General features: G+C 69.8%; 18 protein-coding genes and 1 pseudogene. 9 read left to right on the top strand and 10 right to left on the bottom strand.

Annotated features, from left to right (window positions below; all coding sequences use genetic code 11):
* Window positions 1-334 precede the first annotated feature (334 nt).
* Entirely contained in the window at window positions 335-568 is a 234-nt protein-coding gene (locus C665_RS11155; protein WP_004309500.1) for a hypothetical protein, read from the bottom strand.
* A gap of 218 nt (window positions 569-786) precedes the next feature.
* On the opposite strand from C665_RS11155, the gene C665_RS11150 reads away from it, so the two are divergent.
* Entirely contained in the window at window positions 787-2172 is a 1386-nt protein-coding gene (locus C665_RS11150) for a fused MFS/spermidine synthase (protein WP_231570626.1), read from the top strand.
* Here the strand turns inward: C665_RS11150 and C665_RS11145 are convergent, their stop codons facing one another.
* A complete protein-coding gene (locus C665_RS11145; protein WP_004309497.1) occupies window positions 2173-4617 on the bottom strand; it encodes a sensor domain-containing protein in 2445 nt (814 codons plus the stop codon).
* Between the two features lie 215 nt (window positions 4618-4832).
* On the opposite strand from C665_RS11145, the gene C665_RS11140 reads away from it, so the two are divergent.
* Window positions 4833-6371: a cryptochrome/photolyase family protein gene (locus C665_RS11140; protein ID WP_004309493.1), complete on the top strand. Its 1539-nt coding sequence runs from the start codon at window positions 4833-4835 to the stop codon at window positions 6369-6371.
* A 66-nt stretch (window positions 6372-6437) separates the two neighbouring features.
* Here the strand turns inward: C665_RS11140 and tdh are convergent, their stop codons facing one another.
* The 4 genes from tdh to C665_RS11120 all read right to left on the bottom strand — a co-directional run bounded on the left by tdh (window position 6438) and on the right by C665_RS11120 (window position 11671).
* Window positions 6438-7475 carry an L-threonine 3-dehydrogenase gene (gene tdh, locus C665_RS11135; RefSeq protein ID WP_004309492.1) on the bottom strand — a complete coding sequence of 346 codons (1038 nt, stop codon included), beginning with the start codon at window positions 7473-7475 and terminating at the stop codon, window positions 6438-6440.
* Window positions 7476-7508: 33 nt separating this feature from the next.
* Window positions 7509-8765, bottom strand: a complete 1257-nt coding sequence (locus C665_RS11130) for a glycine C-acetyltransferase (RefSeq protein ID WP_004309491.1) — start codon at window positions 8763-8765, stop codon at window positions 7509-7511.
* Between the two features lie 153 nt (window positions 8766-8918).
* Window positions 8919-10157: a serine/threonine transporter SstT gene (gene sstT / locus C665_RS11125; RefSeq protein ID WP_004309489.1), complete on the bottom strand. Its 1239-nt coding sequence runs from the start codon at window positions 10155-10157 to the stop codon at window positions 8919-8921.
* Between the two features lie 134 nt (window positions 10158-10291).
* Window positions 10292-11671, bottom strand: coding sequence for an L-serine ammonia-lyase (locus C665_RS11120; RefSeq protein WP_004309487.1), 1380 nt, complete (start codon window positions 11669-11671; stop codon window positions 10292-10294).
* Between the two features lie 142 nt (window positions 11672-11813).
* Here C665_RS11120 and C665_RS11115 point away from each other — a divergent pair, with 142 nt between their 5' ends.
* Entirely contained in the window at window positions 11814-12776 is a 963-nt protein-coding gene (locus C665_RS11115) for a LysR substrate-binding domain-containing protein (protein ID WP_004309486.1), read from the top strand.
* Between the two features lie 28 nt (window positions 12777-12804).
* Here the strand turns inward: C665_RS11115 and C665_RS11110 are convergent, their stop codons facing one another.
* The 3 genes from C665_RS11110 to C665_RS11100 are packed head-to-tail and all read right to left on the bottom strand — an operon-like array spanning window position 12805 to window position 15682.
* Entirely contained in the window at window positions 12805-14103 is a 1299-nt protein-coding gene (locus C665_RS11110; protein WP_004309484.1) for a TRAP transporter large permease, read from the bottom strand.
* Between the two features lie 12 nt (window positions 14104-14115).
* Window positions 14116-14634 (bottom strand): TRAP transporter small permease, encoded by a 519-nt coding sequence (locus C665_RS11105; RefSeq protein ID WP_004309483.1) that lies wholly within the window; start codon window positions 14632-14634, stop codon window positions 14116-14118.
* A gap of 58 nt (window positions 14635-14692) precedes the next feature.
* Window positions 14693-15682 (bottom strand): TRAP transporter substrate-binding protein, encoded by a 990-nt coding sequence (locus tag C665_RS11100; RefSeq protein WP_004309482.1) that lies wholly within the window; start codon window positions 15680-15682, stop codon window positions 14693-14695.
* 182 nt (window positions 15683-15864) lie between these two features.
* Between C665_RS11100 and C665_RS11095 the strand changes: the two genes are divergently transcribed.
* The 4 genes from C665_RS11095 (at window position 15865) to C665_RS11080 (ending at window position 19086) form a co-directional block, all read left to right on the top strand.
* Window positions 15865-16380, top strand: a complete 516-nt coding sequence (locus C665_RS11095) for a winged helix DNA-binding protein (protein ID WP_004309481.1) — start codon at window positions 15865-15867, stop codon at window positions 16378-16380.
* A 30-nt stretch (window positions 16381-16410) separates the two neighbouring features.
* A complete protein-coding gene (gene pxpB, locus C665_RS11090; protein WP_004309480.1) occupies window positions 16411-17172 on the top strand; it encodes a 5-oxoprolinase subunit PxpB in 762 nt (253 codons plus the stop codon).
* Window positions 17169-18221, top strand: coding sequence for a 5-oxoprolinase subunit C family protein (locus C665_RS11085; RefSeq protein ID WP_004309478.1), 1053 nt, complete (start codon window positions 17169-17171; stop codon window positions 18219-18221). The genes pxpB and C665_RS11085 overlap by 4 nt, the downstream gene beginning before the upstream one ends.
* Window positions 18222-18315: 94 nt before the next feature.
* Complete coding sequence (locus C665_RS11080; RefSeq protein WP_004309476.1) at window positions 18316-19086, top strand: LamB/YcsF family protein; 771 nt, start codon at window positions 18316-18318, stop codon at window positions 19084-19086.
* A 226-nt stretch (window positions 19087-19312) separates the two neighbouring features.
* Here the strand turns inward: C665_RS11080 and C665_RS11075 are convergent, their stop codons facing one another.
* Window positions 19313-19906, bottom strand: coding sequence for an IMPACT family protein (locus tag C665_RS11075; protein WP_004309473.1), 594 nt, complete (start codon window positions 19904-19906; stop codon window positions 19313-19315).
* Between the two features lie 179 nt (window positions 19907-20085).
* Between C665_RS11075 and C665_RS11070 the strand changes: the two genes are divergently transcribed.
* Window positions 20086-21081, top strand: a complete 996-nt coding sequence (locus C665_RS11070) for a DUF4351 domain-containing protein (protein ID WP_004309471.1) — start codon at window positions 20086-20088, stop codon at window positions 21079-21081.
* Window positions 21082-21295: 214 nt separating this feature from the next.
* Window positions 21296-21623 (top strand): annotated as a pseudogene (locus tag C665_RS11065) (nuclease); the annotation flags it as partial.

Below are 21623 nucleotides of genomic sequence, written 5' to 3'. Positions count from 1 at the left end.
CCTCGACGCCGCGCGCCGCGGCCTTGCCGGCGGCGTCCGCGCCGGCGCGGAGCGCGCGCCGGGTCATCGCGGTGGTGGCGCGCTCGATGGCACGCAACAGGGGCGAAGGGCGGACGCGGCGGCTCACCACACTACCCTCCTGTCGCTGCGCCACCTCCTCCCCGAGGGAGGAGAGCGCCAGCCTTCGGGCGGCCGTGCAGACGTGCTCACGCCAGACGATCGTCGCAGGGCGCCGCGTTGCGCGTCCGTGCAGCGGAGGGCGAGTTGGCCGACGGCAGACTGGCCGACGGCGGATTGGCGGACCCAGCCGCGGCGAGGTCCGTTCGCGCCGCCCTCATCGGCCGCCGCGCTCCTCGCGCGCCACCGCGGCGAGCTCGCGCAGGTACCAGGCCGCGTAGCCGTAGCCGGCGAGCGCGACCAGGGCGGAATAAAGCAGCTCGCCTTCAAGCGCATGGCCGGCGAGCATGTTGGTGACGACGACGAAGCTCAGGTAGAGCGCGGCGACCATGCCGCCGAAGATGCGGATGAGGGCGAAGGTCTTGCGCTGCTTGAGGGTGGGCTGGGCCATGGGTAGACGGGGCGGGACAAGGAGACAGGCGGCAGGGTAGCCGATTCCGGCCTTGCCGGCATCGGCCGGGGGAGCGCAGCGCAACACTGCGCACAGGCGTGCTGGCCTACGGCGGCAACGCGCCGGATAATCGGTCGCCTCCAAGGCGCCCCCTTCACCACGCGAGGACCTCCGCGATGCACGCTCCGGTCTCCGGCAGCCCCGGGACGGCGCCCGCCGTGCCCTCCCCCGCCCTGTCGCTGTCGCCCGCCCTGCTCTTCCTGCTCGTCTTCGTCGAGGGCTTCGTCTCGCTCGGCGCCGAGATCCTCGCGCTGCGCCGGCTGGTGCCGCACGTGGGCAGCGCGATCACGGTCACCGCGCCGACGATCGCCTTCTTCCTGCTCGCGCTGGCGCTCGGCTACCAGGCCGGCGGGCAGGTGGCTGGCGACTACCTCGCGCGCGTGCGGCGCAACTTCCTGCTCGCCGCGGCGCTGATCGCGCTCGGGCTGGCGGGTCCGGTGGTGGAGCTGGCCTTCGCCCGGCTGCAGCCGGCACCGGTGGCCTGGGCGGTGGTGGTGTGCGGCGTGCTGTGCCCGGTGGCCTGGCTGCTCGGCCAGACCGTGCCCATCCTCACCAACCTGCTGCGCCACGAGCGCGTCGGCGCGCGCAGCGGGGCGGCGCTGTACTGGTCAACGCTGGGCTCCTTCCTGGGCGCGCTGACGCTGTCGATGGGGGTGATGCAGTGGCTGGGCGTGGGCGCGGCGGTGCTGGTGTGCGCCGGCCTGTTGCTCACAGCGGTACCGGCGCTCGGCCGCGCGGCTGGTGCGCGCCTGCCGTCGGCCGCGGCGGCGCTCGCGATCGCGGGCATGGCGCTGGTGGCCAACCTGGTGCTGCCGCAGCAGATCGAGACCGCCTACGCCACCTACCGCGTCGAGGCGGTGGCGATCCCCGGCTACGTGGCACCCGAGGTCCTGCGCATCAACAACTCGCCGGCCTCCATCCTCGACGCCGGCGAGCCGCCGCGCTACGCGCGCTACATCCGCCGCCTGCGCGACCTGCTGCTCGACGAGCTCGGCTTCCGCGGGCGCAGCGTGCTGGTGCTGGGCGCCGGCGGCTTCACGCTCTCGCACCGCGAGCCGCTCAATCGTTACGTCTATGTCGATATCGACCCCGCAGTGAAGGAGATCGCCGAGCGCGACTTCCTGCGCGAGCCGGTGCGCGGCGAGTTCGTCGCCGCCGACGCGCGTGCCCACCTGCGCGAGACCGCCGCGCGCCACGACGCGGTGGTGGTCGACGTCTACAGCGCGCTCACCAGCATCCCCGCCCACCTGGTCACGCGCGAGTTCTGGCGCGCCACCCGTGCCGTGCTGAAGCCGGGCGGCGTCCTCGCCGCCAACCTGATCCTCGACCGCGAGCTCGCCAGCCCCTACGCGCGCAGCCTGCTGGCGAGCATCCAGGCCGAGTACGGCGCGTGCGCGGTCGAGGTGCTGTTCCGCGACCGCCCGCAGGGCAACGTGCTGGTGATCTGCTCCGCCCCGTCCACGGCGCACGCGGCGCAGGAACCCGCCCTGCCCTACACCGACGAGCGCAACCGCGCCGACCTCGACGTGCTGCGCGGCAGCTGATCAGCCGTCCGACGCCGCCAGCCCGGCCTCGAACACGTCCAGCGCGACCGGCTGCCCGAACAGGTAGCCCTGGTAGGCGCGGCAGCCGTGCGCCGCCAGGAAGGCATACTGCGCCTCGGTCTCGACCCCTTCGGCGATCACGGCGAGGCCGAGGCTGTCGCCGAGGGCGAGGATGGTGCGCACGATGCTGGCATCGTTGGGATCGGACATCAGGTCGCGCACGAAAGACTGGTCGATCTTCAACTGCGCCAGCGGCAGGCGCTTGAGATAGGCGAGCGAGGAGTAACCGGTGCCGAAGTCGTCGAGCGCGAAACGGATGCCGAGCGCACGCAGCGTCTCCATGCGCTCGATCACCGCCTCGGTGTCCTCGATCAGGCTGCTCTCGGTCAGCTCGAGCTTGAGGCGGTCCGCCGGCGCGCCGGTCTGTTCGAGCAGCGCACGCACCTCGTCGGCGAAGGACGGCTGACGGAACTGACGCGCGCTCACGTTGACCGCAAGCCGCAGGTGCGCGGTCGCGGGGTGGCGGGCCCACAGCGCGAGCTGCCGGCACCCCGTCGCCAGCACCCAGTGGCCGAGCGGCACGATCAGCCCGGTTTCCTCGGCGAGGTCGATGAATCCGCCCGGGTGGATCAGCCCCTTCTCGGGATGACGCCAGCGCACCAGCGCCTCGGCGCCCGCGGGCCGTCGCTGCGCATCCACCTGGACCTGGTAATGCAGCTCGAACTGGCCTCCGCGGATCGCCTGGCGCAGGTCGGAATGCAGGCGCGCGCGCGCGGTGACCGCGGCCTGCATGATCGGGTCGAAGAAGCTGACCGCGTTGCGCCCCGCGGCCTTGGCCTGGTAGAGCGCGGTATCGGCACGACGCAGCAGCTCGGCCGCGCCGACGCCCGGTTCGCCGAAGGCGCTGATGCCGATGCTGGCCGAGCACTGGTAGGAGATCGTCTCGCCCGCCGTGCCGCGCTGCAGCTGGAAGGGTCGGCCGAGCTCCCGGCCGATGCGGTCCGCGACCGCCTTGATGTGCAGGAGCTCGTCGGCGACGTCCTCGAGATCCTCCAGGATCACCACGAACTCGTCGCCCCCCAGGCGCGCGGCCGTGTCGCCCTCGCGGATGCTCAGCCCGAGGCGCGCGGCGACCTTCATCAGCAGCTGGTCTCCGGCCTCGTGGCCGTGGGAATCGTTGAGCTCCTTGAAGTGGTCGAGGTCGATCAGCAGCAGCGCGCCCTGGTGCCGGCGACGCGCACTGCTGCCCAAGGCCCGCTCCAGGCGGTCGAACATCAGACGCCGGTTGGGCAGCCGGGTCAGCGGATCGAAGAAGGCGAGCTCGTGGATCTGGTGCTCCTGGCGCTTGCGCTCGGTGATGTCCTGGTTGAAACCGAAGATGCCCACCACCTCGCCGCCCACGCGGATCGGCGCGACCAGGCACTGGAAGATGCGCGTCTCGCCGTCGACCTCGTACTCGACCTCGCGATGGACGGTCTCGCCGGCGTAGGCACGGCGGTTGGTCTCCAGCCACTCGGTCCGTGCCGCGGGTTCCTTCGCGCTCTCTTCCGGACGCTGGCCGAGCAGGTCGCCCCAGTGCGCCACCGTCATCGCGTTCTGCAGGGTGCAGCGCCCGTCGAGGTCGCGCGCCCAGTATTCCACCGGGGTGTTGTCCACCACGGCGCGCAGCAGCGACTCCTGCTCCTGCAGCGCGCGCTCCATGCGCTCGCGGGCGGTCACCTCGCGCGAAAGCACGTTGAAGCGCTGCGTCCGGCCCGCCGCGCTGGCCATCGGCGCCACCGAGAGCTCGAACCAGCGCGTGCCCTGGGGCGCCTCCACCTTGAACACCTTGCCCGTGGAGCGCCCCTTCGCCGCCGCCTCGCGCAGGGCCTCGAGACAGACCTCGGCCTCTTCCGGCGGCAGCACCTCGCGCACGGTGCGCCCCAGGAACACTTCGGGCGGCGCGGCGAGCAGATCCTCGTCGGGAGTGCGGTAGCCGTGGCAGCGGCCTTCGATGTCGAACTCGAACAAGGGATCGGGCAGGGCCTGGAGGATCGCGGCATAGTCGTTCTTGAGGCCGACCAGCTCCCGCTCCTGCTGCTTGCGCGCCTCGATGTCGATGGCAAGGCCGATCACGCCGACCGGGCGGCCGCCGGCGTCGACGACCGGCTGCTTGATGTTCATGCAGCAGCGCGGCACGGGCGCGTCGGGAAAGCTCAGATATTCCTCGATGACCACCGCCCTGGCGGTCGCGATGACCTGCAGGTCGTTGCGGCGCAGGACCTCGGCCTGATCCGGCGGAAAAAGATCCTGGTCGCAGCGGCCGACGACATCGTCACGCGAGCGTTTCAGCAGCGAGCACGCGAGATCGTTGGCGTAGACATAGCGCCCGTCCGCATCCTTCATGTAGATCGGGACGCGCAGCGTGTCGATGGCCGCCCTCAGGCGAGCGTTGTCGTCGTTCATGTGCAGCCCTGTTGTCCTTGATGATCGCGGCCGGTCGAGCAGCCCGACTCGGGCACAACAGTGTCCGGATCAAGCGCACCGACTGCAACCACAAAATGCATACGGACTTCCCCCGCGGGCAGGGCAGCGGGCACGGTCGCGGCCCCTCGCCCTAGAATGACGGCGCGCCGAACCGACGCACGCCGACACCACAAGCTCGCCCGCCCTTCGTCACGATGACCACTCTCCGCCTGATCCTCGGCGACCAGCTCCACGCCGCCCACTCCTGGTTCCGCGCCCCGCGCGCCGACGCGCTGTACCTCATGATGGAGGTGCGCAGCGAGACCGACTACGTCCGCCACCATGCGCAGAAGGTGCTGGCGATCTTCGCCGCGATGCGCGCCTTCGCCGCCGCGCTGCAGGCCGCCGGTCATCGCGTGCGCTACCTGAAGATCGGCGACGCCGACAACCGCCAGTCCTTCGCCGCCAACCTGGCGCAGGTGGCGGCCGAGTGCGGCGCGACCCGCTTCGAGCGCATGGAGGCCGACGAGTGGCGGGTGGAGCGCCTGCTGGACGAGGCCGCGCAGACGCTCGGCCTGCCGCAGGCGGTGGTCGGCAGCGAGCACTTCCTCGCCGAGCGTGCCGAACTCGCGCAGCGCTTTGCCGCCAAGGTGCCGCGCATGGAGTTCTTCTACCGCGACCTGCGCCGCCGCCACCGCATCCTGGTCGACGCCGACGACGTCCCCGTGGGCGGGGTGTGGAACTTCGACGCGCAGAACCGCGAGAAATGGCCGGGCGACCCGCCCGCGCCGGCATGGCCCTGGCGCGGCCACGACCTCTGCGCGCTGTGGGACGAGATCGTCGCGGCGGGCGTGCGAACCATCGGTGCGCCCCATGCCGACCAGCTGCGCTGGCCGATCACCCGGCGCGAGGCGCGTGCCGGGCTGGCGCACTTCATCGAGCACGCCCTGCCCTGGTTCGGCCCCTACCAGGACGCGATGAGCACGCGCTCGACCACGCTGTTCCACTCCGGGCTGTCGTTCGCGCTCAACGTCAAGCTGCTGCACCCGCGCGAGGTCATCGACGCCGCGCTCGCCGCCTGGCAGGCGGGCAAGGTGGAGCTGGCGAGCTGCGAGGGCTTCGTGCGCCAGATCCTGGGCTGGAGGGAGTTCGTGCGCGGCGTGTATTGGGCGCGCATGCCGGGCTATGCGCAGGCCAATGCGCTCGACGCCCGGCGCCCGCTGCCGGAGTGGTACTGGAGCGGCGACACGAAGATGGCCTGCCTGCGCCACGCCATCGCGCAATCGCTCGACACCGCCTACGCCCACCACATCCAGCGCCTGATGATCACCGGCAACTTCGCGCTGCTGGCGGGCTGCGACCCGGACGCGGTGGACGCCTGGTACCTGGGCATCTACATCGACGCCTTCGAGTGGGTGGAGATGCCCAACACCCGCGGCATGAGCCAGTTCGCCGACGGCGGCGTGATCGCGAGCAAGCCCTACGCCGGTGCGGCGAGCTACATCGGCAAGCAGTCGGACTATTGCAAGGGCTGCGCCTACGACCCCAGGCGCCGCCACGGCGCCAGCGGCACGAAGTTCGCCTGCCCCTTCAACAGCCTGTACTGGGACTTCCTGCTGCGCCACGAGGCGCGCTTCGCACGCAACCCGCGCATGGCGATGCCGTACAAGGCGTGGGCGAAGATGGACGCGGGCGAGCGCGCCGCCACGCTGGCGCAGGCCGCGCACTGGCTGGCGCGGCTGGACGAACTCTGAGCGGGCCCGCCAACGGACAGAGCCCGGGCCTGCGCGGGCTCTGTCCTGTTTGCCACAGCACAAGGATCAGGCGGCCAGCGCTTCCCAGTCCAGGATCACCTTGCCGCTGTTGCCCGAGAGCATGGTCTCGAAGCCGGTCTTGAACTCCTCGACCGGGTAGTGGTGGGTGATGATCGGGCTCAGGTCCAGCCCGCTCTGCAGCATGGCGACCATCTTGTACCAGGTCTCGAACATCTCGCGGCCGTAGATGCCCTTGATCTCCAGGCCCTTGAAGATGACCTGGTTCCAGTCGATCGCGGTGTTGGACGGCGGAATGCCCAGCAGCGCGATCTTGCCGCCGTGGTTCATGTGCTCGAGCATCGAGGTGAACGCCGACGGCACGCCCGACATCTCGAGGCCGACGTCGAAGCCTTCGACCATGTGCAACTCGGTCTTCACGTCGGCGAGGTTCTCGCGGCTCACATTCACCGCGCGCGTCGCGCCCATCTTGCGGGCGAGCTCCAGGCGGTGATCGTTGACGTCCGTGATGACGACATGGCGCGCGCCGACGTGACGCGCGATCGCCACCGCCATGATGCCGATCGGGCCGGCGCCGGTGATGAGCACGTCCTCGCCGACCAGGTTGAAGGACAGCGCGGTATGGGTGGCGTTGCCGAAGGGGTCGAAGATCGCCGCGAGGTCGTCGGAGATGTCGTCGGGGATCTTGAACGCATTGACCGCCGGGATCGCCAGGTACTCGGCGAACGCGCCCGCGCGGTTCACGCCGACGCCCACGGTGTTGCGGCAGAGGTGGCGACGGCCGGCGCGGCAGTTGCGGCAGAAACCGCAGGTGATGTGCCCCTCGCCCGACACGCGGTCGCCGATCTTGAAGCCGCGCACCTCCTGGCCCATCTCGGCGATCACGCCGACGTACTCGTGGCCGACGTGCATGGGGACGGGAATGGTCTTCTGCGCCCACTCGTCCCACTTCCAGATATGGATGTCCGTGCCGCAGATCGCGGTCTTCTTGATCTTGATGAGGACGTCGTTGGGTCCGACTTCCGGCTTTTCCACGCTGGTCAGCGTGAGCCCCACCGACGGGGTCAATTTGGCCAAGGCCTTCATGGGATTCCTCTCAATCGATATCAGTGGTCGTGGTCACGCAATCGCGCCGAGTGCCTTGCCCACCTTGGCGAAGGCCGCCACCGCGCGGTCGATCTGCGCCGTGGTGTGCGCGGCGCTCATCTGCGTGCGGATGCGGGCCTTGCCCTTGGGCACGACGGGGAAGGAGAAGCCGATGACGTAGATGCCTTCCTTCAGCAGCTCTTCGGCCATGCGACCGGCCAGCTGCGCATCGCCGAGCATGACCGGGACGATGGGGTGATCCTTGCCCGCCAGCGTGAAGCCGAGCCTGGTCATCTCGCGGCGGAAATGTTCGCCGTTTTCCTTGACGCGACGGCACAGTTCAAGACCTTCTTCACTCGCGAGCAGCTCCATCACCTTGATCGAGGCCGCGGCGATGGAGGGCGCGAGCGTGTTGGAGAACAGATAGGGCCGCGAGCGCTGGCGCAGCAGTTCGATGATCTCCTTGTGCCCCGAGGTATAGCCTCCCGAGGAGCCCCCCAGCGCCTTGCCGAGCGTGCCGGTGATGATGTCCACGCGGCCTTCCACGCCGCAGTATTCCGCCGTTCCACGGCCGTGCGTGCCGACGAAGCCGACGGCATGGGAGTCGTCGACCATCACCAGCGCGCCATATTTGTCGGCCAGGTCGCAGACCGACTTCAGGTCGGCGATCACGCCGTCCATGGAGAACACGCCGTCGGTGGCGATCAGCTTGAAGCGCACGCCGGCGGCGTCCGCGGCCTGCAGCTGCGCCTCGAGGTCGGCCATGTCGTTGTTGCGGTAGCGGTAGCGCCTGGCCTTGCACAGGCGCACGCCGTCGATGATGGAGGCGTGGTTGAGCTCGTCGGAGATGACCGCGTCCTCTTCGGTGAGCAGGGTCTCGAACAGGCCGCCGTTGGCGTCGAAGCAGCTGCCGTACAGGATGGTGTCCTCGGTGCCGAGAAACTTCGAGATGCTCGCCTCGAGCTGCTTGTGCACCGACTGCGTGCCGCAGATGAAGCGCACCGACGCCATGCCGAAGCCGTCCTCGGCCAGGCCGTCCTGGGCGGCCTTGACCAGGCGCGGGTCGTTGGCGAGCCCGAGGTAGTTGTTGGCGCAGAAGTTGAGGACGTCCGCACCGGTGCCGAGGTGGACCTGGGCACCCTGAGGGCTGTCGATGACGCGCTCGGCCTTGTAGAAGCCGTCGGCGCGGATCTGATCGACGACACCGTGCAGATGGGCGAGGAAGCGCTCGCGCGCCGGGGATTGGGGCTTGCCGCTCTGTTCGACGGCAGTTGCGGGATTCTTGTTCATGACGACTCCGTTGCAGTGCCCGGGGATTGGAAGCCCCCCGGGCAGGGCCTGATTCAGGGAAGGCGCGGGGCCGGAGCCCCGCCACGCCCGGAGGCCGCGACGGCCGCCGGACGGACACCTGCGCCGTGGCGCAGGCGCACGGTCATGCCGGGATCAGGTGCGATCCAGCTGAAGCGGCTCGCCGCTCTCCGCCGCGCAGGCGGCGGCGGTGAAGAGGACGTCGGTCGAGGAGTTCAGCGCGGTCTCGCACGAGTCCTGCACCACGCTGATGACGAAGCCGATCGCCACCACCTGCATCGCCACGTCGGCCTGGACGCCCAGCAGGCTGGTGGCCATCGGGATCAGCAGCAGCGAGCCCCCCGCCACGCCCGAGGCGCCGCATGCGGCGAGCGCGGACACCAGGCACAGCAGCAGCGCGGTCGGGAAGTCGGTCGCGATGCCGAGGGTGTGCGCCGCGGCGAGCGCCATCACCGAGATCGTGATCGCCGCGCCAGCCATGTTGATCGTGGCGCCGAGCGGGATCGAGATCGAATAGGTGTCCTCGTGCAGGCCCATGCGCTTGCACAGCTCGAGGTTGATGGGGATGTTGGCGGCCGAGCTGCGGGTGAAGAAGGCGGTGACGCCGCTCTCGCGCAGGCAGGTGAACACCAGCGGATAGGGGTTGGTGCGCAGCTTCCAGAACACGAACAGCGGGTTGACCACCAGGGCGACGAAGACCATGCAGCCCACGATCACCATCAGCAGCTTGCCGTAGCCGAGCAGCGCGTCGAAGCCGGACTCGCCCATGGTGGCGGCGACCAGGCCGAAGATGCCGAGCGGGGCGAAGCGGATCACCACCTGCACGATCGAGGACACCGCATCCGCGACGTCATTGACCATCTTGCGGGTGCTCTCCGCGGCATGGCGCAGCGCGACGCCGAGGCCGATCGCCCACGCCAGGATGCCGATGAAATTGGCTTCCATGAGCGCGCGCACCGGATTGGAGACGACGCTCAGCAGCAGGTTCTTGAGCACCCCGAGGATGCCACCCGGCGGGTTGCCGGTCGCGGCCGCGGTGTCGAGCACCAGCGTGGTCGGGAAGGCGAAGCTGGCGATCACCGCCACCACCGCGGCGGCGAAGGTGCCGAGCAGGTAGAGGACGAGGATCGGGCGCATGTGCGTCGGCTGGCCGTGCCTGTGGTTGGCGATCGCCGCCGCCACCAGCACGAAGACCAGGATCGGCGCGACCGCCTTCAGCGCGGCGATGAAGAGGTCGCCGAGCAGCGCGACCGACTTGGTGGCGCCCGGCGCGATCAGCGCCAGTGCGATGCCGAGGACCAGACCGATGGCGATCTGGGAGATGAGGCTCATGCGCATCACGCGCTGCAGAGCCGTGGGGTTTGCGGTGGTCATTGAGTGTCTCCTCGTGGATGACGTTGTGGTTAGGGAAGCCGGGTGAGGCTGGACCCGGGCACGTGCGGGATGGGCTGTGCCGGGTCGGGGGTGGAACGGGTGGACATTCGGCTGGAGATCCGGTGTGGCGGCGCTCAGCACTCCGGAAAGCTGACGGCGAGGCCGCCGCGGGAGGTCTCCTTGTACTTGTCGAGCATGTCGCGGCCCGTGTCGCGCATGGTCCGGATCACCTGGTCGAGCGAGACCGTGTGCGCGCCGTCGCCGCGCAGGGCGAGCTGGGCGGCGTTGATGGCCTTGATCGAGGCCATCGCGTTGCGCTCGATGCAGGGCACCTGCACCAGGCCGCCGACGGGGTCGCAGGTCAGGCCGAGGTTGTGCTCGAGGCCGATCTCGGCGGCGTTCTCGACCTGCTCGGGCGTGCCGCCGAGCACTTCGGCCAGGCCCGCGGCGGCCATCGCGCAGGCCGAGCCGACCTCGCCCTGGCAGCCGACCTCGGCGCCGGAGATGGAGGCGTTCTTCTTGCACAGCACGCCGACCGCGGCGGCGGCGAGGAGGAAGTTCTCCACGTCGCGTTCGTCGCTGCCGGGCATGAACTTCATGTAGTAGTGCATCACCGCCGGGATGATACCGGCCGCACCATTGGTGGGCGCCGTGACGACGCGGCCGCCGCCGGCGTTCTCTTCATTGACCGCGAGCGCGTAGAGGTTGACCCAGTCGAGCGCGCTCATCGAGTCGCTGATCATGTTGCGCCCGCTCGCCTGCTCGCTGAGCTTGCGATACAGCCCCGGCGCGCGCCGGCGCACGTTGAGCCCGCCGGGCAGCACGCCCTCGTGGCCCACGCCGCGCGTCACGCAGGCGCGCATCACGTCCCAGATGCGCAGCAGCGCGGCGCGCGTCTCCGCCTCGCTGCGCCAGGCCGACTCGTTGGCCAGCATCAGCTCGCTGATGCGCAGGCCGTGGCGGCGGCACTGGGCGAGCAGCTCTGCGCCGGTGTCGAAGGGATAGGGCACGGCGACCGCGGCCTCGGCCGGCGCGCCCGACTGCGCCTGCGCCTCGTCGACCACGAAGCCGCCACCCACCGAGTAGTAGGTGTTCTCGTACAGCACGCCAGCCTCGCCGTGCGCGGCCAGGCGCATCGCGTTGGGATGGTAGGGCAGGCTCACCGGCAGCAGGCGCAGGTCGCGCGTCCACTCGAAGGGCACCGCCGTCGTGCCGCCTAGCGGCAGGCTGGCATCGATGCGCACCGCATCGACCGCGCCCACCAGGAAGTCGGGATCAACCTCGTCCGGGCGCGCGCCCATCAGGCCGGCCACCACCGCGCGGTCGGTGCCGTGGCCAACGCCGGTCGCCGACAGCGAGCCGTAGAGCTTCGCCTCGATGCGGCGCACCTGGTCGAGCAGGCCGCGGCGCTGCAGCTCGGCGACGAAATCGTGCGCGGCCCGCATCGGCCCGACCGTGTGCGAGCTGGACGGACCGACGCCGATCTTGAACAGGTCGAGTACGCTGATGGACATGGGAGACTCCGAGGGGAAACGGCTTGTTGATTTAATTCTGCTAAGCACGAAAATACTTATCAGTGCATGAGCGGCATTCTCCAGCTGGATGGGCGGGTGCTCAATCGATAGTTATTGATCTTTTCTTTAGCAAAACTAAACCATGGCTACGAGCGCACCCTCCCAGATCCATACCCGGCTACGCGTCTTCCTCGCCGTCGCGCGTCACCTGTCCTTCACCCGCGCCGGCGAGGAGCTCAGCATCACCACCGGCGCGGTGAGCCAGCAGATCAAGCTGCTCGAGGACTGGCTCGCCCAGCGCCTGTTCCGCCGCCTGCCGCGCCGGCTCGAGCTCACCGACGCGGGCAAGCGCCTGCTCGCCGCGGTCGATCCGGCCTACGCCGCGGTCGAGCTCGCCATCGGCCGCCTGCGTGGCGGCGCGCTCAGCGGCGTGGTACGGGTGCGCACCCTGCCCTCCTTCCTCGCCACCTGGCTGGTGCCGCGTCTGCCACGCCTGATGGCGCGCTTTCCGCAGATCGAGCTGCAGGTCGAGGCCGAGGACAGCACGTACTCGCTACGCGACGGCGAGTTCGACCTCGCGATCGACCTCAACGACGGCAGCTACCCCGGCTTCCAGAGCACCGTGCTGCTGGAAGAGGAGATCTTCCCGGTGTGCTCGCCACGCCTGCTCGAAGGCCGTCCACCGCTGCTCGGCGCCGAGGACCTGCGCCACTACCCGCTGCTGCACGACATGACCGCCTGGCGCGGGAGCCCGCCCTACGCCGAGTGGGAGCGCTACCTGAAGGCCATCGGCGCACCCCAGGTGGAGGTACGGCGCGGCTACATGTTCAACCGCAACCACATCACCATGCAGTGCGCGATCGCCGGCATGGGGGTGGCGATCGCGCGCCGCACCCTGATCACCGACGAGCTCGACAGCGGCCGCCTGGTGGCGCCCTTCGCGCAGTCGGTGCGCACCGGCAAGCGCTACTGCGTGATCCATTCCGCCGGGGCGCTCGCCGATCCGCGCGTGGCCACGGTGCACGACTGGCTGGCGGCCGAGGCGCGTGCGGCGGAACTCGCCGCCGGCCCTTGCGCAGATACGGCGCCCGCGCCCGGCGACTGAACGCCAGCGGCCGCGGGCGCGGAGCCCGTCACCCGATCATGTGCCCGGGCAGCCAGGTCACCAGGCCGGGGAAGGTGTACAGCAGCACCACCGCCAGCACCATCAGCAGGAAGTAGGGCAGCGCGTAGCGCGCGATCACCGTCATGTCGCGCCCGGTGAGGCCCTGCAGCACGAAGAGGTTGAAGCCGACCGGCGGGGTGACCTGCGCCATCTCCACCACCACCACCACGAAGATGCCGAACCACAGCGGATCGATGCCCGCGGCCTGGATGGTCGGCATCAGCACCGCCATCGTCAGCACCACGATCGAGATGCCGTCGAGGAAGCAGCCGAGCAGGATGTAGAAGATCGCCAGCGCCACCAGCAGCATGCCCGGGGTGAGGCCGAGCCCGCCGATCCACTCGGCGAGATGGCGGGGCAGGCCGATGTAGCCCATCGCGAGGGTCAGGAAGGCCGAGCCGGCGAGGATCAGCGCGATCATGCAGTACAGCCGGGTGGCGCCCATCAGCGCACCGAAGAAGCTCTTGCGATTGAGCGTGCGCTGGCTGGCGGCGATGATCAGGCTGCCGATCACGCCGATCGCGGCGGCCTCGGTCGCGGTGGCGATGCCGCTGTAGATCGAGCCGAGCACGCCGCCGATCAGCAGGATCACCGGGATCAGGTTCTTCGAGGCGCGCAGCTTGCCCATGAAGTCGGTCTTGAGGTCGGCGGCGGGGATCTTGCCCGGGTTCATCAGCGACCACACCACCACCCAGCCCATGAACAGGCTCGCCAGCAGGATGCCGGGCAGCACGCCACCGATGAAGAGCTTGGAGATCGACACGTCCGCCGCCACGCCGTACACGATCATGATGATCGAGGGCGGGATCAGCAGGCCCAGCGTGCCGGCACCGGCCAGGGTGCCCAGCGCCATCGACTCGGGGTAGCCGCGGCGCTGCAGCTCGGGCAGCGCGATCTTGCCGATGGTGGCGCAGGTCGCCGCCGACGAGCCCGACACCGCGGCGAACAAGGTGCAGCCGATGATGTTGGTGTGGAGCAGGCGGCCCGGCAGGCGTTCCAGCCAGGGCGACAGGCCCTTGAACATGTCTTCCGACAGCTTGGTGCGAAAGAGGATCTCGCCCATCCACAGGAACAGCGGCAGCGCGGTCAGGGTCCAGCTCGAACCGTGGCTCCAGATCGCCACCGCCATGCCGTCGCCCGGCGCGCGCGGCGTGAAGCCGAGCATGCCGAGGATGCCGATCGCCATCAGCGCGAGGCCGATCCATACGCCGCCGGCGAGCAGCGCCAGCATCAGGCCGATCAGTACGGCCGCAATCATGACTTCCATGGCGCGCTCCTCTTATTCCATGCGCGCGGCTTCGCCGCTGTGGGTGGCGAGTCGCGCCGGTGCGCGCCCCAGGGTGGTCATCACCAGGTCGTCGATCAGCGCGATCAGCAGCACGACCGAGCCGAAGGCCATCGACAGTTGCGGAATCCACAGTGGCGTGGCGTCCACGCCCTGCGAGATTTCCTCGAATTCGTGCGACTGCAGCACCATGCGCACGGCGTAGAAGGCCAGCATCGCCGCCACGGCGGTGCCGGCGGCGAGCGAGAACCACTCCAGCGCCGCGCGCAGACGCGGGCCGACGCGCTCGAGCACCAGGCTCACGCGGATGTGCTCGCCGTGCTTGAAGGTGTAGGCCAGCGCGAGGAAGCCGCAGGCCGCCATCGCGTAGCCGGCGTAGTCGTCGGTGCCGGGCAGGTAGATGCCGAGCGGGCGCGTGAAGACGCCGGTCGCGACCAGCACCAGCGTGGCCACCATGCCGACCGCGGCGAGCGCCCCGGACAGGCGGTACAAGGAATCGAGGAACGCTCTCATGGGCGATCTCCTGAACAAGAAGGCCCCGCCACGGCGGGGCCGATGCGGCATCCGCCGGTCACTTCAGCTTGCGGTAGGCGTCGAGGATGGCCTGGCCGTCCGGACCGGCCTTCTCGACCCACTCGGCGGTCATCTTCTCGCCGACCTTGAGCAGCTCGGCCTGCAGCGCCTCCGGCGCGGGCTGGACCTTCATCTTGTTGGCCTTGAGCTGGTCGATGTACCAGGCGGTCTTCTCTTCCGACACTTTCCAGCCGCGCTCCTCGGCCGCGGCGGCGGCCTTCAGCAGGGCATCGCGCGACGGCTGGTCTAGCGCGTCGAAGGCCTTCTTCGACACGAACACGATGTTCTTCGGCAGCCAGGCCTGGATGTCGTAGTAGTGGCTCAGGTTTTCCCAGCTCTTGGTGTCGTAACCGGTGGCCGAGGAGGTCAGGTTGGCCGACACCACGCCGGTCGACAGCGCCTGGGTGAGGTCGGCGGCCTGCACGGTCACCGGCTGCCCCCCCATCAGCTCGATCATGCGCGCCACGGTCGGGCTGTAGGAGCGGATCTTCATGCCCTTGAGGTCGCCGATGCTCTTGAGCTCGGTCATGGAGTACAGGCCCTGCGGCGGCCAGGCCACCGAGTACAGGATCTTGAGGCCGTTCTTCGCCAGGCGCGCTTCGACCGCCGCCTTCGAGGCCTGCCACAGCTTCTTCGAATCCGCATAGCCGGTGGCCAGGAAGGGCACGGTGTCGAGCGCGTAGAGCGCGTCCTCGTTGGCCAGCCCAGAGATGATCAGCTCGCCGATCTGCGCCTGCCCGGACTGCACCGCGCGCTTGATCTCGTTGGCCTTGAACAGCGAGCCGTTGGCGTGCACGGTGATCTTGAGCTTGCCGCCGGTGGCCTCGTCGACCTCCTTGGCGAACTGCTGGATGTTCTCGGTGTGGAAGTTGTTGGCCGGGTAGGGGGTGGGCATGTCCCACGCGGTCTGGGCGTGGGCGACGGCGGCCAGACCCAGGCCTACGAGCGAAGTGGCGATCACCTTGACGAGGGGACGCGGGAAGCGCATGGCGATTACTCCTGGTAGAGGAGGGCGAGAAGCCCGGAACGCGGATTGGCGGGCGGCGACCGGTCTTCGATAAGTCACCGTTATTGCACAATAGAGATTTTGTGGGTATCTTGTCAACAAAACGTACACGTTTTTTTTGCAAAACGTCAGCGAAACCTTGTCTTCCACCTCCGGAGGCAGTCATGAAAGAAGCCAGCCGCATCGTGTCCTCCCAGCACCTGATCTCGCCGAAATCGCCCGAACTTTCCGAGATGGAGTTCGGCCTCATCATCGCCTGGCATGCTTTCGCACGCTGGATGATGCGCTGCATGACCACCGCCGGCGTCAAGGACATGACGCCGATCGACGTGCTGGTGCTGCACCACGTGTCGCACCGCGACTCCGAGAAGCGCCTTGCGGACATCTGCTTCGTGCTCAACGTCGAGGACACCCACGTCGTCTCCTACTCGCTGCGCAAGCTCGCCGGACTCGGCCTGGTGCAGAGCGTCAAGAAGGGCAAGGAGGCGTTCTTCTCCGTCACCGAGCGGGGCCGCGAGATCTGCCTGGCGTACCGCGACGTACGCGAGGCCTGCCTGATGCCCGGCTTCACCGGCAGCCCCGAGGACAACGCCCAGATCGGCGAACTCGCCCGCCTGCTGCGCACCCTGTCCGGCCGCTACGACCAGGCCGCGCGCGCGGCCTCCACTTCATCGCTGTAAATCCGCTGCACATCACCAGGGAGCCCTCCCGTGAGCTTTCGCATCCTCGACGCCGGCGACGCCGCGCTCACCATCGAATTCGGCAGCATCATCGACCCTGCCCTGCTGGCCGAGGTCAATGCGCTCGACGCCGCCGTGCTGCGCCGGAAGCAGGCGGGCAAACTGCCGGGCGTGATCGAGACCATGCCCACCTTCCGCTCGCTGACCGTGTTCTTCGACCCGCTCGTCACCGACCGCGATGCAGTGCTCGCCGCGCTGCAGCCGCTGATCGCCGCCGCCGAGCACGGCAGCACCACCGACGGCCGCCACTGGCGCCTGCCGGTGTGCTACGAGGGCGAGGCCGCCCCCGACCTCGCCGAGGTGGCGGGCGCGATCGGCATCGGCGAGGACGAGGTCGTCGCGCTGCACAGCGGAGCGGAATACCTGGTCTACATGATCGGCTTCCTGCCCGGCTTCCCCTTCATGGGCGACCTGCCCGCGCCGCTGCGCCTGCCACGCCGTGCCCAGCCGCGCGTGCGCGTGCCCGCCGGAAGCGTGGCGATCGCCACAGGCCTGACCGCGATCTACCCCTGGGAGAGCCCCGGCGGATGGCACCTGCTCGGGCGCTGCCCGGTGCCGTTGTTCGACGCCCGCCGCACCTCGCCCTCGCTGCTCGCGGCCGGAGACCGCGTGCGCTTCGTCCCGGTGAGCGCCCAGGAATGCCGCGCCATCGAGGCCGGCCTCGCCAGCGCCCAAATCGACCCCATGCAATGGCTGGAAAGCGCCCCGACCCCCGCGGAGAACGCAGCATGAGCACCCGGACCGAAGTGGAAATCCTCTCCCCCGGCGCCTTCGCCTCCATCCAGGACGGCGGCCGCCGCGGCCACCGCCGCATCGGCGTGCCCTGGGCGGGCGTGCTCGACCGCCGCCTGATGCGCATCGCCAATGCGCTCGCCGGTCGCGCCGAGGACGCCGCGGTGATCGAATGCTTCGACGGCGGCCTGCACGTCGCCGCGAGCGGCGGCGCGGTGAAGCTCGCGGTGGCCGGCGACACGGTGGTCGAGGTCGAAGGCACCGAGGGCCGGCGCCAGCTCGCGCCGTGGCGCTCGGTGACGCTGGCCGACGGCGAGCAGCTGCGCATCCGCAAGATGGAGGGCGGACGCATCGCCATGGTCGCGATCGTCGGCCTCGAGCCGGCGGCGGTGATGGGCAGCGCCTCGACCTATGCGCGCGCCGGCATCGGCGGCGTGGATGGCCGTGCGCTCGGCGCCGGCACGCGCCTGGCGCTCTCCGCCGACGCCGACCCCTGGGACAGCGACCGCGTGCTCGCCCAGCCGCCCGCGGCCGACACCGGTCCGATCCGCCTGGTGCCCGGTCCGCAGGCCGACCACTTCAGCCCCACCGCGCTCGACGCCCTGGTGGGCGGCGAATATCGCGTCACCCCCGAGGCCGACCGCATGGGCATCCGCCTCGAGGGCGCGCAGCTGGAGCACGCCGGCGCCGCCGAGATCGTCTCCGACGCCACCGTGCCCGGCTCCATCCAGGTGCCCGGTGCCGGCCAGCCCATCGTGCTGCTCGCCGACGCGCAGACCGCCGGCGGCTATCCCAAGATCGCCACCGTGATCGGCGCCGACCTCGGCCGTCTCGCCGCGCTGCGCCCCGGCCAGAGCCTGCGCTTCGCCGCCGTGAGCGCCGCCGAGGGCGCGTGCATCGCGCGCGCCGCCGAGACCGAGACCCGGGCGTTGATCGCCTCGATCCGCGCCCTGCCGCCCGATGGCATCGACCTGATGGCGCTGTACACCGGGAACCTGGTCGACGGGGTCGTGCATGCCCTCGGCACCGAATACCGACCGCTGTATTGATCGCGCAAGCGCCGCCCGCCCTGGCGCGACGCAAGTCGCAATCCCGGCCCCCAGCCAGCACGCCCCGATCTCCCCACCCCAAGGAGCCCCGCCCATGAACAAGACGATCAACCTCAACGCCGACCTCGGCGAATCCTTCGGCCCCTGGACCATGGGCGAGGACGAAGCCCTTCTGCAGGTGGTGCGCTCGGCCAACATCGCCTGCGGCTTCCACGCCGGCGACCCGTTGGTGATGCGCCACACCGTGCGCACGGCGCTCGCGGCGGGGGTGAGCCTCGGCGCCCACCCGGCCTACCCCGACCTGCAGGGCTTCGGTCGCCGGCCGATGAAGATGGCGCCGGCCGAGCTCGAGGCGATGATCATCTACCAGGTCGGCGCGCTCGCCGGCATGGCCGCGGCCGAAGGCGGCCGCGTCACCCACGTCAAGCCGCACGGCGCACTCAACAACCAGGCCTGCGAGGATGCGGCGCTCGCCGACGCGGTCGCGCGCGCGGTCAAGGCCATCGACCCCGGGCTGATCCTGCTCGCCCCGGTGCTGTCGGAACTCCATGCGGCCGGCGCGCGCGCCGGGCTGAGGGTCGCCGGCGAGGTCTTCGCCGACCGCGCCTACACCGACAAAGGCACGCTGGTGCCGCGCGGCCAGCCCGGCGCGGTCATCCACGACCACGACGAACTCGTCACCCACGTGCTGCGCATGCTGGAGGCCGGCGGCGTGGTCAGCCAGAGCGGCAAGGTGCTGCCGACTTCGATGGACAGCATCTGCGTGCACGGCGACACCCTGGGCGCAGTGGAGAGCGCGCGACATCTGCGCACGGAACTCGAAGCGCGCGGCTGGACCATCGCCCCCCTGCCACAGCTCTCCTGAGGCCGACCCGCCGGCGGATCAGGCAGGAGCGACGCAAGTCGCGATTTCGGCGCTTGATCTGCGCATGCGCCGGATACGCCGGGGGGAGGACTCCGGATGATTCGATCGCGACTTGCGTCGCTCCTACGACCACACCCTACGCCCCAGGCGCCCTGTAGGAGCGACGCAAGTCGCGATCCTCGCCCCCGCGCAAACCCGGACGCTGCCGCCCCTTGGCGCCCAACGCTCACTCGACCTCCGCGATCCACTCGATCCGGCCCTGCCCCGCCTCCGCAAGGCGCGCGCGCAGGGCTGCGGCGGCATCCTCGGGCAGGCTGAAGCACAGCTCCACCGCCTGCCCGTGCGCCACCGCGAGCAGGCTCGCCCCGGCGGCGTCGAGCTCGCGCCGCAGCAGCCCCTCCATCGCATACGGCACCACGCAGCGCAGCGTCGCCAGGCGCACGATCGGCACCTTCTCGGCCTCGAGCAAGGCCTGCGCCACCGCGTCCGTGTAGGCGCGCACCAAACCCCCGGCGCCCAGCTTCACGCCGCCGAAGTAGCGCACCACGGTGGCGAGCACGCCCTCCAGGTCCTGGTGGCGCAGCACGTCGAGCATCGGCCGCCCGGCGGTGCCGCTCGGCTCGCCGTCGTCCACCGCCGCCGACTGCCCGCCCGCAAGCAGCGCCCAGCACACATGGCGCGCCCCCGGATGCTGCGCCCACAACGCGGCCACGACCTTCTGCGCGCCGGCGCGGTCGCTCATCGGCTGCACGCAGCCGATGAAGCGGCTCTTCTTGATGATCAGTTCGCTGTGGACGGGAGCGGCGAGGGTCAGCGGCATGGGGGGGATTCTAGTCCGATTCGCGCGGCGGCACGGCGGCGGCCAGCCGGCATTGCCATGGCGTGCAGCCCCCGAAAATCGCGGATACTCCGAAAATTCGGGGACGCATCCCAATGCCCCCAATTCCCTTTTGTCATATTTCCAAATAGCATTCCAGCTCCCTCACCCAGGAGCTCGCAATGCCCGCCAGCGCCGCGCAGGACGATTACGACAGTCCGTGGAAGGAGGCCGTCGAGCACGCCTTCCCGGAGTTCATCGACTTCTACTTCCCCGATGCCGGCCGCCAGATCGACTGGGCGCGCGGCCACCGCTTCCTCGACAAGGAGCTGCAGCAGATCGTACGCGACGCCGCGCTCGGCCGGCGCCATGTGGACAAGCTCGCCAGCGTCACCACGCACGCCGGCGAGGAGGACTTGCTGTGTGTGCACATCGAGGTCCAGGGAAGCATGGACCCCGACTTCGCACGCCGGATGTTCGTCTATAACTACCGCATCTACGACAGCTACGACCGTCCGGTCGCCAGCCTGGCCGTGCTCGCCGATGACGACCCGGCCTGGCGCCCCGACCGCTTCGGCTACGAGCGCCTCGGCTGCCGGCACAATCTGCAATTTCCGGTCGCCAAGCTGGTCGACCACGCAGCGGACGAAGCCGCGCTGCTGTGCAACCCGAACCCCTTCGCACTCGTCACCGCCGCGCACCTCTACACCCGTCGCACCCGCCGCAGCCCGATCGCCCGCTTCGACGCCAAGCGCCGCCTGGTGCGACTACTCTATGAACGCGACTGGACGCGACAACGCATCCTCGACTTCTTTTCGGTGCTCGACTGGATGATGCGACTACCCAGGGAGTTCGAGCAGAGACTGTGGCAAGATATTGAAAATATTGAAGGAGAACGCAAAGTGAAGTACGTCACCAGCGTCGAACGACTCGCGATCGAGCGCGGGCTGCAGAAGGGCATGGAGCAAGGGCTCGAAATCGGTATCGAGAAGGGGATCGAGCAGGGTCGTGCCCAAGGCAGTGCAAGCGTCCTCCTGCGCCTGCTGAACCGGCGCTTCGGCCCGCTCTCCCCCGACATCATCCGGCGTCTCTCCCAGTCCACGCCCGAGCAGCTCGAGATCTGGGCCGAGCGCGTGCTCGAGGCGCGGACGATCGACGAGGTGTTCGCGGGGAACTGAAGCACGGGCTCACGCTGGACGGGGTGAGCGGCGTGCGCAAACCGCCGCAACCCCGCCGGTCTCCGATGGGTGAAGCGATCCGGCCACTTCGCCCCGCAACCGTGAAAGCGGATGAACGCCATTACATTCTCGACATGAACCCCGAGGCCTTCGAGCTCCCGTCTTGCCAGCGCATCGTCGCCCGCCTGTTCGAGCCCATCGACTGAGGCCCACCATGGCCCGCACCCACCCCGAAGGCTGGCGCCTGCTCCCCGCGGAGGGCGCGCGCGGGCGCGAGCTCGCCACCCTCGCCCGCCTCGCCGCCGCGTTGCCCGAGGACACCACGATCTACCACAGCCTGCACTGGACGCGCGCCGAGGGTCGCACGGCGGTGTTCGGCGAGGTCGATTTCGCCGTGGTCGGCCCGGGCGGGCGGGTGCTGCTGGTCGAACAGCAGGCCGGCTTCCTCGACGAGACGCCTGCCGGCCTGCTGCGCCCCGGCAGGCGCCGCGCGGCGCAGCTCAGCGTCGAGCTCGCGCGCAACGCCGACGCCCTGCGCGCCC

This window comes from Thauera aminoaromatica S2, assembly GCF_000310185.1.
GTDB lineage: Bacteria > Pseudomonadota > Gammaproteobacteria > Burkholderiales > Rhodocyclaceae > Thauera > Thauera aminoaromatica.
The sequence above is the reverse complement of the archived record's forward strand: the minus strand, read 5'-3'. Positions and strand labels throughout refer to the sequence as shown.

Bases quoted from the DNA above. Each gene is read 5' to 3' on its own strand.
- C665_RS11155 (WP_004309500.1), bottom strand. From the start codon at position 568: ATGGCCCAGCCCACCCTCAAGCAGCGCAAGACCTTCGCCCTCATCCGC.
- C665_RS11145 (WP_004309497.1), bottom strand. From the start codon at position 4,617: ATGAACGACGACAACGCTCGCCTGAGGGCGGCCATCGACACGCTGCGC.
- C665_RS11140 (WP_004309493.1), top strand. From the start codon at position 4,833: ATGACCACTCTCCGCCTGATCCTCGGCGACCAGCTCCACGCCGCCCAC.
- tdh (WP_004309492.1), bottom strand. From the start codon at position 7,475: ATGAAGGCCTTGGCCAAATTGACCCCGTCGGTGGGGCTCACGCTGACC.
- C665_RS11130 (WP_004309491.1), bottom strand. From the start codon at position 8,765: ATGAACAAGAATCCCGCAACTGCCGTCGAACAGAGCGGCAAGCCCCAA.
- sstT (WP_004309489.1), bottom strand. From the start codon at position 10,157: ATGACCACCGCAAACCCCACGGCTCTGCAGCGCGTGATGCGCATGAGC.
- C665_RS11120 (WP_004309487.1), bottom strand. From the start codon at position 11,671: ATGTCCATCAGCGTACTCGACCTGTTCAAGATCGGCGTCGGTCCGTCC.
- C665_RS11115 (WP_004309486.1), top strand. From the start codon at position 11,814: ATGGCTACGAGCGCACCCTCCCAGATCCATACCCGGCTACGCGTCTTC.
- C665_RS11110 (WP_004309484.1), bottom strand. From the start codon at position 14,103: ATGGAAGTCATGATTGCGGCCGTACTGATCGGCCTGATGCTGGCGCTG.
- C665_RS11105 (WP_004309483.1), bottom strand. From the start codon at position 14,634: ATGAGAGCGTTCCTCGATTCCTTGTACCGCCTGTCCGGGGCGCTCGCC.
- C665_RS11100 (WP_004309482.1), bottom strand. From the start codon at position 15,682: ATGCGCTTCCCGCGTCCCCTCGTCAAGGTGATCGCCACTTCGCTCGTA.
- C665_RS11095 (WP_004309481.1), top strand. From the start codon at position 15,865: ATGAAAGAAGCCAGCCGCATCGTGTCCTCCCAGCACCTGATCTCGCCG.
- C665_RS11085 (WP_004309478.1), top strand. From the start codon at position 17,169: ATGAGCACCCGGACCGAAGTGGAAATCCTCTCCCCCGGCGCCTTCGCC.
- C665_RS11080 (WP_004309476.1), top strand. From the start codon at position 18,316: ATGAACAAGACGATCAACCTCAACGCCGACCTCGGCGAATCCTTCGGC.
- C665_RS11075 (WP_004309473.1), bottom strand. From the start codon at position 19,906: ATGCCGCTGACCCTCGCCGCTCCCGTCCACAGCGAACTGATCATCAAG.
- C665_RS11070 (WP_004309471.1), top strand. From the start codon at position 20,086: ATGCCCGCCAGCGCCGCGCAGGACGATTACGACAGTCCGTGGAAGGAG.